General features: G+C 42.7%; 9 protein-coding genes. 5 read left to right on the plus strand and 4 right to left on the minus strand.

Going from position 1 to position 12,631, the window contains the following annotated elements; all coding sequences use genetic code 11:
- Positions 1-10: 10 nt before the first annotated feature.
- From B4K11_RS16240 to B4K11_RS16255, 4 genes are all read left to right on the plus strand, one after another.
- Positions 11-1,168, plus strand: coding sequence for an acyl-CoA dehydrogenase family protein (locus tag B4K11_RS16240; RefSeq protein ID WP_292953715.1), 1,158 nt, complete (start codon positions 11-13; stop codon positions 1,166-1,168).
- Between the two features lie 78 nt (positions 1,169-1,246).
- The gene (locus B4K11_RS16245; protein ID WP_292953718.1) at positions 1,247-2,023 is read left to right on the plus strand and encodes an enoyl-CoA hydratase; all 777 of its coding nucleotides are present in this window, start codon (positions 1,247-1,249) and stop codon (positions 2,021-2,023) included.
- 60 nt (positions 2,024-2,083) lie between these two features.
- Complete coding sequence (locus B4K11_RS16250) at positions 2,084-3,181, plus strand: enoyl-CoA hydratase/isomerase family protein (RefSeq protein WP_292953721.1); 1,098 nt, start codon at positions 2,084-2,086, stop codon at positions 3,179-3,181.
- Positions 3,182-3,315: 134 nt separating this feature from the next.
- Positions 3,316-4,077, plus strand: coding sequence for an SDR family oxidoreductase (locus B4K11_RS16255; RefSeq protein ID WP_292953723.1), 762 nt, complete (start codon positions 3,316-3,318; stop codon positions 4,075-4,077).
- A 52-nt stretch (positions 4,078-4,129) separates the two neighbouring features.
- On the opposite strand, the gene modC is transcribed toward B4K11_RS16255, so the two are convergent.
- The 4 genes from modC to B4K11_RS16275 form a co-directional block, all read right to left on the minus strand.
- Positions 4,130-5,242: a molybdenum ABC transporter ATP-binding protein gene (gene modC / locus B4K11_RS16260; protein ID WP_292953725.1), complete on the minus strand. Its 1,113-nt coding sequence runs from the start codon at positions 5,240-5,242 to the stop codon at positions 4,130-4,132.
- A gap of 5 nt (positions 5,243-5,247) precedes the next feature.
- Positions 5,248-5,958: a molybdate ABC transporter permease subunit gene (gene modB, locus B4K11_RS16265; RefSeq protein WP_292953727.1), complete on the minus strand. Its 711-nt coding sequence runs from the start codon at positions 5,956-5,958 to the stop codon at positions 5,248-5,250.
- Complete coding sequence (gene modA / locus B4K11_RS16270; RefSeq protein ID WP_292953729.1) at positions 5,958-6,740, minus strand: molybdate ABC transporter substrate-binding protein; 783 nt, start codon at positions 6,738-6,740, stop codon at positions 5,958-5,960. Before modA ends, modB begins: the two co-directional genes overlap by 1 nt.
- Before the next feature lie 606 nt (positions 6,741-7,346).
- Positions 7,347-10,310: a transporter substrate-binding domain-containing diguanylate cyclase gene (locus B4K11_RS16275; RefSeq protein ID WP_292953731.1), complete on the minus strand. Its 2,964-nt coding sequence runs from the start codon at positions 10,308-10,310 to the stop codon at positions 7,347-7,349.
- 478 nt (positions 10,311-10,788) lie between these two features.
- On the opposite strand from B4K11_RS16275, the gene B4K11_RS16280 reads away from it, so the two are divergent.
- Positions 10,789-12,631, plus strand: a 1,843-nt coding sequence (locus tag B4K11_RS16280; RefSeq protein WP_292959462.1) for a sensor domain-containing protein, incomplete at its 3' end; no start/stop codon positions are given.

Raw genomic sequence — 12,631 nt, forward strand, 5'->3', positions numbered from 1 at the left:
GGAGGCCTCTATGGACTTTGAATTAAGTGAAGATCAGATCGCTTTTGTAAATCTAGCGCGTGAATTCTCGGATAAAGAGTTGCTACCCAACGCTGCGGCTTGGGATCAGGAAGAGGTTTTTCCTAGCGATATAGTTAGAAAGGCAGGTGAGTTAGGTTTCTGCGGTTTGTATGTTCCGGAGAAAGCGGGCGGACTTGGACTGAGTCGTCTTGATGCTAGTTTGATTTTTGAACAACTGGCAATGGGCTGCACCTCAACCACAGCTTATTTAACCGTCCAGAATATGGTCGTCTGGATCATTGCCACATTTGCTGAAAAAACAATACGTAAGCAGTGGTGCCAGAAACTCTCTCAAGGAGAGGCATTAGCTTCATATTGTCTAACTGAATCTGAAGCAGGTTCCGATGCTGCATCGCTTAAAACCCGTGCGCGTTTACATGGCAATCACTATGTTCTCAATGGTAGTAAAGCTTTTATCTCAGGGGCAGGAAGTTCTGATCTCTTGGTCGTGATGGCGCGAACGGGTGGAGAAGGCGCGAAAGGCATTTCTGCGTTTGCGGTCGATGCGAAATCAGAAGGCATTATTTATGGACGAAAAGAGAGGAAGATGGGCTGGCGAAGTCAGCCTACTCGTACCGTTACATTTGAAAATGTAAAAGTGCCCGCAACTGCTTTGCTTGGTAGTAAAGGAGAAGGCTTCAAAATTGCGATGCAAGGTCTTGATGGGGGACGCATTAATATTGCGACATGTTCTATAGGCACGGCACAAGCTGCACTCAATCATGCAAGTAAGTACTTACTTGAAAGATCGCAGTTTGGGCAACCTTTAGCTAATTTTCAGGCTCTACAGTTTAAAATCGCAGATATGGCAACTGAGCTTGTTGCTGCGCGTCAGTTAGTGCGTATGGCAGCGGCTAAACTGGATATAGATCATCCTGATAAAACCACTTATTGCGCAATGGCTAAACGTTTTGCAACAGATATTGGTTTTAAGGTGGCGGATGAAGCGTTACAGATTTTTGGTGGCAATGGGTATATCAAAGATTACCCCCTCGAGCGTTATCTACGCGATAGCAGGGTGCACCGTATTCTTGAGGGCACTAATGAAATTATGCGGATTATTATTGCCCGACGGCTCTTAATGAGTGATACGGTGGATCTTCTATAATCGACTGAAATAGCTTAATCGCTGCGCTTTTAGGTTCAGTCTATCGTCTACATTAATGATTGAATATGGAGAGTGGATATGATCGATCCATTACTGCTGAGTAAACAGGGAAATACGGCGATACTCACGCTCAATAATCCACCGGCAAATACTTGGACTGCTGAAAGCTTAAAGCAATTAACGGCCATTATTGCGCAGCTAAATAAAGACGAAACTGTGTATGCTTTAGTGATCTGTTCGCAAGAAGAAAAGTTTTTTTCAGCGGGTGCTGATCTAAAGTTATTTGCTGATGGTGATCGTTTAGTCGCAAGGGATATGGCGCGTTATTTTGGTGAAGCATTTGAAGCGCTTGCGCAATTTCGAGGTGTTTCCATTGCTGCAATTAATGGTTATGCGATGGGGGGCGGCTTGGAGGTCGCTTTAGCGTGTGATCTACGTGTTGCCGAAGAGCAAGCGGAGATGGCGTTACCTGAAGCTAAAGTAGGACTTCTCCCTTGTGCCGGAGGGACACAGAATTTGACCATGCTGGTGGGTGAAGGTTGGACAAAGCGGATGATTCTTTGTGGTGAAACTGTGAATGCTGTTTTAGCTAAAGAGATCGGACTAGTAGAGGAGTTAGTTTCCAAAGGTCAGGCTAAAAGTAAGGCGATTGAGCTCGCTAAACGTGTCGAACAACAGAGCCCCACTGCGGTCGCTGCGTGTAAACAGCTGATTCAGAATAATCGAAGTCAGCATTGGGAATCTGGCTATAGATTGGAACGTGAACTGTTTGTCGATCTATTTCAAACAGAAGACCAAAAAGAGGGGGTAAATGCTTTTTTGAATAAGCGAACCCCACAATGGAAGAACAAGTGATTCATCGCTATGGTGTGCTTTAAGCCTTTTTATATCTTTATTTTTTAGACAGGATTGATAATGAGCTGTGTGTTGTTTCAGGAATATCCAACCCAAGATGGCAAAGTCATTGTAGAAATTCGTCTTAACGCTGAGCGTACACTTAATGCCTTAACGCTTGAGATGATCGATCTTATTCAGCCGAAGCTTGATCAATATAAAACGGATAATCGGATTGTAGCGATTATTTTAGACAGTGTAGGCACAAAAGCGTTTTGTGCGGGTGGTGATGTTGTTGGCTTGTATAAAGCAATTACCGACGATCCTAATTCATCCTTACCTGAAGCGTTTTTTACCCGTGAATATACCCTTGATTATACGCTGCATACTTATCCAAAGCCGATAATCTGTTGGGGTAGCGGCATCGTTATGGGCGGCGGAATGGGGTTGATGAACGGTTGTAGTCACCGAGTAGTGACGCAAACGTCACATCTAGCAATGCCGGAAGTCACTATCGGTTTATACCCAGATGTGGGTGGAAGCTGGTTTCTTAACCGCATGCCAGGCAGAACGGGCCTGTTTTTAGGTATGACGGGTAATCCAATCTATGCGGCTGATGCTCTTTTTCTGGGGTTAGCAGATTATTTTGTTAGTGCAGATTCTTATGCTCTGTTGTTAGAGCGTATGCAGAAGGCCTCTTGGTCTTCAGATCCGGAAAGCGTTGTGAGTGGGGTTCTGAGCCAATTAGAAAGCGAATCCCAAGGGCAGTTTAAAGAGGACTCGCCGGTAAAGGATCACTTTGACTTTATTCAGCAGGTGACTGACCAAGATACAGTCAGTGAAATTATTGAAGCGTTATTAAGTGCTCAAAGTGATGATAGATGGATCCTACGTTCTCAAAAAGCAATTAAGCATGGCAGCCCGTTGGCGCTCCATTTGATTTTCCGTCAGTTAAAGATTACTAAACAGATATCTTTAAAAGAGGTTTTTTGTGCGGAGGCTATCTTATCGGTTCAGAGCTGTCGTCATCCCGAGTTTCCAGAAGGCGTGAGAGCGCTGTTAGTGGACAAAGATGGAGCACCCGATTGGAAATATAAATCCTTAGAAGATGTTGATCCAGCATATGTTGATCAGTTCTTTAAATCACCTTGGGAGGTTCATCCGCTGAAGGGGCTTTAGTTTTATTTAAATGCCAGCTGATGGCTTTTTGTATTTAATCGCTGATGGCTCTTGTTTCATTTACAGCTGAGGGCTCTTATTTGAGTTAACTACTGAAGGCTCAATATCATCAAATCACAGAGAGGTTTAGTCAGATGCAAATACGACAACATGTTTTTGTGATTACCGGTGGTGCCGGTGGATTAGGCAGCGCTATGGCTGAATGTCTAGCGAAGCAAGGTGCACAGTTAGCACTGATCGATCTGGAGTCAGATAGTTTGAAAACGGTGGTTGTTCGTTGCAATCAACTAGGTGGAACAGCACGAAGCTATGTGTGTGACATTACGGATGAGACCGCTGTAGAACGGACATTTAGGAAGGTTAAAGCAGACTTTGGTGCAATTCATGGTTTAGTGAATAATGCGGGCATTATGAATGACGGGTTATTAATCAAAGTCAAAAAAGGTGTGTTAGAAGGAAAGATGAGTTTGGCTCAGTTTCAGTCTGTTGTTGATGTGAATATGACAGGGACATTTTTATGTGCCCGTGAGTGCGCGGGAATTATGGCGGTTCAGGCGAAAGAGGGCATTATTGTTAATATCTCTTCCGTGTCGCGTGCTGGAAATATAGGACAAACCAATTATTCAGCGACTAAATCGGCTGTTGCAACAATGGTGACTAGTTGGGCGGGGGAGCTGGCAAGGTATGGTATTCGTGTCGCAGGTATCGCTCCCGGAGCGATAGAAACCGATATGGTGGCGCAGATGAAACCGGAGTCGCTTGACCGAATGAAAGCCGCTGTGCCCTTACAAAGGCTAGGACAGGCTGAAGAGATCGCACACACGTTGCAATACATTATTGAAAATGAATATTTTACGGGTCGAATTGTGGAGATGGACGGCGGGCTGCGCGTTTAGGGCTGTCTCTTCTGAGTGTTTATATGCAAACGATGCTCGCAGTTTGTTACGGCTATCGAGCTATCGCGACGGACTTAATTTGCGCCCAAACCGTTTTTCCAAGTGTGAGCTCTAAATGGGCAACTGAGCGTCGGGTGAGTCGTGCGATGATATATTCAGAGCCTACTTTTAAACGAATCAGGGACATCGCTTCGTCACTGTCAGGGCCTATATCTGTAACCTGAGCTTCCAGTTTATTTAAGATACTGGAATTCTCATTGGGGGTTAATGCCAGACTGACATCTTTAGCCAGTATGCGTACTCGGACGGATTGATGTAGATCGTCCCCCCGATCGCGCACCCATAATTCTCCCCCTGAAAAAGCGATTCGTGATAAGTGCCATTCAGGGTCACGCTCACTGACCTCTCCTTGTAGAACAACACCGGTATCATCACCAAACCCAAAAGGCAGATCGATACGGGAAAAGACATCGGTCAGAGTCCCATGCGCCATTACCGAGCCCTTATTCAGAACCACTGTGTAGTCGGCTAAGCGAGCGACTTCATCGATAGAGTGACTGACAAATACAATAGGAATATCCAGGGTTGAACCTAAACGTTCTAGATAGGGCAAGATCTCTTGCTTACGTGCATGGTCCAGCGAGGCTAAAGGTTCATCTAACAGTAGAAGGCGAGGTTGGATTAATATAGCTCGCGCAATGGCGACGCGTTGCCTTTCGCCACCGGAAAGTTGGTGAGGGTAATGTTGCAGGATATCTTGGATACCCATGATATCAATCGCAAGGTTATAGAGATCGGTACTGACTCTTTTATCGGAACGCTTACGTGCGTAATTAAGGTTGCCCTCAGCGGTTAAGTGAGAAAACAGGCTCGCTTCTTGGAATACATAACCTAAAGATCGTTTATGCGTGGGAATAAAAATGGAATCGTTCTGCCAAGTGTCGCCATTAATGGTGAAATGGCCATGACTCGGATTTTCTAAGCCTGCAATACAGCGCAAAAGAGTCGTTTTTCCCGATCCAGAATGACCAAAAACAGCAGTAATACCTTTACCCGGAAGGGTTATGTCTACATCCAGAGTAAAACCTTTTGATTTATCATTATGGTGGTTTAACTGAAAGGCTGCGTGGATACTCTTTTCATCAGTGCTAGGTGTACTTTGCATAGAGTTTAATCCTTAGCTGATGAATGAATGGCACGTGGCGTAAACGCCGAGTGCTTGCGTTGGAACCAGTAAAGGCATAGTAATACGCTAAAAGAGAAAATCACCATCGCCCCTGATAGCGAGTGGGCTTGGGAAAACTCTAATGCTTCCACATGGTCATAGATTTGTACTGAGATAACCCGTGTTTCATCCGGTATATTACCGCCTATCATTAACACGATACCAAACTCCCCTACTGTATGTGCAAAGCCTAGAATTGAGGCGGTAATAAAGCCCGGTTTAGCTAAGGGGATCACGACTGTAAAAAAACTATCAAGTGGCCCTGCTCTAAGAGTTGCAGCGGCTTCTAATGGGCGTGTACCTATCGCTTCCATGGAGTTTTGAATCGGTTGGACGACAAATGGCATAGAGTAAAAAACCGATGCGATGACAAGCCCCCAAAATGTAAAGGGTAGGGTACCTAAGCCAAGGCTATGTGTTATTTGACCTATAAATCCACTAGGCCCCATGACGATCAATAGATAGAAACCAAGCACAGTAGGCGGTAACACGAGTGGTAAGGCAACAATCGCTGCGACAGGGGCTTTCCAAAAGGAACGTGTACGTGCCAGCCACCACGCGATTGGTGTACCTATCACTAATAAGAGCAGTGTGACTGTGGTGGCTAAACGTAAGGTGAGCCATATTGCTGAGATATCAGCTTCAGTAAAAGTCATTATTGAGCGGCTTTAGTTGTCAGAGCGTGAGTCGATGGTGCGTAACCGAACGATGCAATAATTTTTATAGCATCTTCACTACGCATGAAATTTAGCAAATTTTGTGCGGCTTCACTATCTTTCCCTTTTTGTAGCAGCACAGCGTCTTGTTTTATCGGGCTATAGAGAGCTGTTGGAATGATCCAAACAGAGCCGTTAAGGAGTTTTCCTTCTCGTAAAATCTGCGACAGAGAAACAAAGCCTAGCTCGGCATTATGGGTGCTAATAAATTGATACGTTTGTGCGATGTTTTCACCTTTAACCCATTTACCTTTAGTTGATTCGTGTAAATCTAAGTGGGTGAGTACTTCAATTGCAGCAGCGCCATAAGGTGCTAATTTGGGATTAGCTAAAGCAATTTTTCTTACATCCTTACTTTTTAACGTAGAAGCATCATTGTTAATAAAGTTAGGTTGGGCCGACCAGAGTGCTAAGGCGCCAACGGCATAGGTAAAGCGGCTGCCGGGTACAATCAGGTTGTCATCTTCAAGTTGTTTTGGTTTTGCTTGGTCTGCGGAAAAAAATACTTGAAAGGGGGCCCCGTATCTTATCTGGGCATAAAATTTTCCTGATGCACCGAAAGAGAGTTTAACCTTATGACCAGTCCTGTTTTCAAATGCAGCTGCAATACTCTTCATAGGCGCTGTAAAATTTGAAGCGACAGCGACATTGATCTCTTCTGCGTCAACATCACTCGTAAACAGGCTCACAATAAGTAGAAATAAAAGCGGGATTGAACCCATTTTATGGCTCCGGACTGGTGATGTTTAGAGGGTTATTGTTAACAAATGGGTATCAGGTCCATTTGAATGTACAGGTTTCTTAGGCCGTTTGGTATATGGCAAAACGAAAGTTCGGTAGGAAGCAATATATAGGGGGATTAATACCTATCTAAATCAGGGTCAATGAAGCCATTTAGGATGGTGATATTTTATAATCGTCGCTTAATAGTTCGGTAAAAACATTGTATGGAACGGGCTTACTATAGAAATAACCTTGTCCGAAATTACATGATCGTGTTGCTAGGTAGTCATGTGGTTCACGGGTTTCAACACCTAAAATACGGGACTTAATCGCAGGTTCCCTAATCGGGGTGACTATTTTGGGCGTCACCGTGGTTATGACAACGCTGGTCGGGCCAGTACATTAAATATGTTCTTGTTTGACCCATCTGTTGGCACCTGTTCAATTAATAGAGGTGTCTAATCCGGCGGTATCAGATCGTAAACTGAAACATCCGTGAGCTCATCTACTGATGAGCTGAACACTGCCTTGGTATTGCTTCTCAAAAGTTCACACTGTATTTAAATTTATTGGCTTATCACCTCGCTTTGAAGCTGTGCTTCTCATTAACTTGGGAGAGCCTTTTCTTCCCCTACAACGCAATTACGCCCTTGATCTTTTGCTTGGTAAAGTGCGCTATCGGCCTTTTTGATTAGCTCTCTAGATGATTGATCTTCTGTCGCCTCTGCTAACCCGAAACTCGCAGTAACTTGATCTACTTCTTCAAATAACTCTGCGGCTATGGCCGTACGTAATTTCTCTGCGAGACGGTAGGCCATTTTTGCGTTGGTTTCAGGTAGTAGAATCATAAATTCTTCACCTCCCCAGCGGCCTATTTTGTCGGTCTTACGGGTGTTATCAACTATGATCTGGGCAAATTGTTTTAAGACGCTGTCGCCACAGAGGTGGCCGTGTTGGTCATTAATTTTTTTGAATAGGTCAACATCCAATAGCAGAATAGTTAAGGGCTGTTTAAATTGCTGAAGGCGGAATAATTCTTCCTCAAGTAGAGTTTCTATATGCAACCGATTGTTTAAGCCTGTTAGAGCATCGGTTGTAGATAGAATCGATAGCTCATCATTTTTGCTGTTCAGCGTTTCGTTTAATATTTGAAGCTGTGTTTCAGCAGTTTCTCGTAGTCCTATCTCAAGCTTTAGCTTTTTATTTAGTCGGGATAGTTTCCAGTTCCATAGCGTGATTGCGGTGATGATAATGATGGCCGCAAAAATGAGCTTCCATATCAGATCATAATTAGTGTCATGCTCAAATTTTACGGATACCCAACGTTGGAATACTTTAGAGTGCTCTTCTTCAGTTATATAGTCTGTCGCCTTATTAAACATGGAGAGTAATTCGGGACTGTCATTACGGATGGCAACTGCAAGCTTCCAGTCTTCATCTAATCGACCGCCGATTTTTAGATTGAGGAAACGGTGTTTGCGTATGGCATGGCCTACAGGCGCAATAGCACCGATCAAACCAAAAATTCTTCCCTCCTCGACAATGCGCAAGCCATCGGCGACATTATCGACCTCAATTATATTTAGGCTTGGATAATCTTGTTTGAACTTATTAAGTAAGCCATAGCCTTTTGGTACACCGACGGTTTTGTCTTTTAAGGATTTAAGGCCATCTACAAAAAGAGAATCTTCCTGTATCGCAATCACTAGAGGAAGGCGAAGGTAGGGTTTAGTGAAATTTAATTGACGGGTGGCTTCTGGTGTTTCAAATGCAGCTGACATGATGTCGCAGCGACGGTTCTGAGCATATTCTAAAGACTGTTGGCTGTTTTCTGTTGGAAGCATCGTCATGCCAATACCGATGCGGTCAGCCATCAGGTTTAGGTAGTCTGCAACCATGCCATCGTGACGCCCCCCAGGACCGATCTGTTCTAAAGGCATCCAATCAGGGTTTGCGCAAAAGGTGATACCAGGCTGCTTTTCTAGGTAGTTTTTCTCAGTAGCCGTAAGACTTAGGCCGCTTCCTGGCCGGGCTATATAGTTTTCATTGCCCATCCAACGTTGTGAAATAGAGGCTACCTCATCCCGAGTGAGGGATTCTATCGCACGATCCATTATACGTTGTAAAATTGGCCAATCGGATCGAACACCTATACGGAGGTTTGCTAAATCAGGTTTTCCAACATCCACTTCGCCAGATACCGTAAGGTCATTCATCAGGTTTTTAGCGATTAAGTGATTAAATACAGCCGCTTCCCCTAGAGCTGCATCAGCCTTACCAATTGAGATTGCCTTAAGGCTTTCTAATGCATCCGTAACAAGGTGGAGTTTAACTTGAGGATATTCATTGGTAAGGATCTCTTCATAAAAAAAGCCCTTTGGGATAGCCACAGTTTTATCAAAAAGGCTCTCTATTGATTCATATTTTGTGCCTTTTTTGCTCACAATCACATTAGGGTTAACTGCGTAGGGCCTAGTAAAACGGATATAATTTCGACGTTCTGCGGTATTAACAATATTAAGCATCATATCCAATTTACGTTCTTTGGACATTTCTAAGAAATCACTCCAATTTGGACCGCTGATATATTGGATGCGGAATCCCGTTTTCTTAGCAATCAGGTTCATTACATCAATAGAAAAACCTTTAGGTTTCCCTTGTTCGTTATAGTTGAAAGGGGGCCAAGCCATCTCATTGTGAACGCGGAGAACGGGATGTGAAGATAGAAACTCTTGCTCCTCCTTATCGAGGTGTAATGCCTGCGTCCGTTGCAACCCGCCTTCAAGCCACCTGCGATTTAGTCTATCCCTCTCTTCTTTAGTCACTGATTCAATTGCTTTCTGTAAAATAGAACGGAAAATTGGCCAGTCTTCACGTACACCTAGACGCAATAAATTAGCAAAACGAGGATCATCTATACCGCCCACCACTTTGAGATTGCTCATTAAGTGTTTACGGATAAGATGATTTTGGACGGCGATACCTCCCATTGTTGCATCAGCTCGTCCAAATGCGACAGCTTTAAGGCTATCGACCTGATCTTTTAAAAGCAGCAATTGAATGCCGGGAAAGTGTTTTTCGATAATCTCTTGGTAGAAGAAGCCTTTGGGGATCGCCAGAACACGGCCATTTAAGTCTCTGAGGTCACGTACAGTGCGGTTATCATCACGCACAACAATACCTGAGGGGTTGTTAACATAAGGGTCTGTAAACAAAATGTATTTGCTGCGATCCTCTGTCTTGATGATATTAAGCATCACATCGAGTTCTTTATGGTCTAGCATATTGAGGAATTCACCCCAAGTTGGGCCTGTTACATACTTGATTTCAATATCTAACTTTGCTGCAAGTAGGTTCATGAATTCAATGGAATAACCCTTTGGGCGGCCAAATTCATGGTAATTGAAGGGGCCCCAGCTAACCTCGTTATGGACACGTACTTCCTGATGGTTCAAAAGCCACGTTTTTTCTTCTTGCGTTAAAACTATCTCATTCGCTTGAGAAACTGCACTGAATACCAGCATGAAAAGGGAGAGGATAAATGGAAGAAGTGCTTGTTTCGATATCACGAGAAGAATCCCTAGAAACTATGCTGTTATTTTTAGTAGGGTCTATCTATATCATTAAATAGTTAAGTTTTAAATTTATTCTCTGAATTGAGGCAGAAAGGTTCTATTTATTAGAAGTAGGGTAGGTTGTGTTTCTTTAAATACGAGGATATTGCTATCTACTGTGCATTAGATAATTCAGGTTGATTTACTTTTACTGGGCATAGTTAAAGCCTAGTTTTAGTATCTTGGTTTGAATGATGATCTCTATATACCCAATTTATCGTTGCAGTTTCTATTTTTGCAGCATATGTCGTGTTTTTTAAGCATATGTTGCATATCGTATTGGCACTTATTCTGTCTCATATCACAATCTACACGTTTTTAATCTTGGGCATACTAGGGGAATGATTCTTGCTTTCTAACTTTGAGTTTTAATAGAGTTTTTGGCTTATAACATTTTTTAATCTACGTGATTAATATTTATTGAAGGTTCTCAGTGGATAAACCAATAGAAGATTTAGAATTTGAAGTTGAACGCTTAACTGTTTTTTCAGAACTTTCATCTGATTGGTTTTGGGAGCAAGATGCCGATTTCAGGTTTAACCAATTCTCGGGACAAAATTTAAAACGCCTTTACGGTATAGATAATGAGTTGATGGGAAATCGTCGTTGGGAGTTAGATATTGTTGCAGTCCCACCTAGCGATATTGATGAGCATATTCGTTGTTGTAAAAAGCATGAGAAATTTACAGATTTTCAATATCAAATTAGAGATGAAAATAATGATATTCAGTACGTATCGGTAAGTGGTGTTCCTTATTTTAATGATAATGGGGCGTTTGCTGGTTATAGGGGAGTTGGAAGTAATATAACTCAACTCTATGAAGCTCAATTAGCACTCGAAAAAGCCAAAAAGTATTGTAAACAGATTGTTGACCGTAGCCCTATTGCTAGCTTTTCGATCGATGAAAATCATAATGTCACGCACTGGAATAGAAGCTGTGAACTGCTTTCAGGGCTCAGCGAAAGTGACATGGTAGGCACCACCGCTTGGAGGGGATTCTATTCAAATCCTCGTCCTGTTCTTGCTGATTTAATTCTTGATAATGTATTTGAAAACACTCTGAAAGATCATTACGGGAAAAGTGTTCGTCGTTCGTCTGTAGCCCCTGGTGCGTATGAAGTGGAAGACTATTTTCCTAATTTGCTGGGGGGATGTTGGCTGCTTTTTACGGCTGTCGCCTTATATGACGACCACGGAAAGGTTATTGGTGCCGTTGAAATTCTTCAAGATATTAGCTGTCAAAAAGAGCAAGAAAAGAAAATTTTACACCAAGCAAACTTTGATTATCTAACAGGTCTTCCTAATCGTTTTTTATCATTAGATAGATTGAAATTATTACTAGAAGAAGCCGAAAGGTCTAAAAATAAAGTCGCCGTATTCTTTTTAGATTTAGATGAGTTTAAAAAGGTTAATGATAATTTGGGGCATGTAGTTGGAGATGAATTGCTTGTTAAATGTGCCGATAGATTGAAATCCATCATGCGTCGTAGCGATATTTTAGGCCGCTTAGGGGGTGATGAGTTTGTTATTTTGGTTAAAGATTTCAAAACCATATCAGATGTTCAGGTGCTCGCGACCAAAATACTGAAGAGCTTCCGTAAGGTGTTTTACCTGGGTGAAAGGTCTTTAATGCTAACGGCCAGTATAGGCATTTCTGTCTACCCAGAGGATGGAAATAGCCCTACAGATTTATTACGTAATGCTGATGTTGCCATGTATCACTCAAAAAAAGAGGGGCGGAATTTTTCCAATTTCTTTTCTCCGGAAATGAATTTAGGGAGCTCTAGGCGTTTGCTCATAGAGGAGCAATTACATGGGGTTATAGGGCGAGGCGAATTAACCCTGAATTTTCAGCCTGTAGTTAATTTGGAAAAAAATGAAATCATTGGGGCTGAAGCTCTTCTGCGTTGGAACCATCCACAGCTCGGTGCGATTTCTCCTGAAGAGTTTATTTCTATTGCGGAACAGACCGGTCTAATAATACCTATAGGGTATTTTGTATTGTCTGAAGCTCTGCGTGTTCAGAGGGAGTTATGTCAGATAAAAGGGGAGAGCTTTAACATGGCTATTAACATATCCCCTATTCAATTTAGAGATGAAAAGATTATTTCTAAAATTAAACAAGCGCTAGAAGAAAGTAATGTCCCAAGCAATGATTTCACTATTGAAGTGACAGAAGGCGTGATGCTGAAAGAAACAAGTAAGATCTGTAGCTATTTAGATGAACTGTCTGATTATGGAATAGGTTTGTCGATGGATGATTTTGGTACAGGGT

Origin of the sequence: Neptuniibacter sp. UBA6509, from assembly GCA_002435145.1 — a bacterium.
GTDB lineage: Bacteria > Pseudomonadota > Gammaproteobacteria > Pseudomonadales > Balneatricaceae > Neptuniibacter.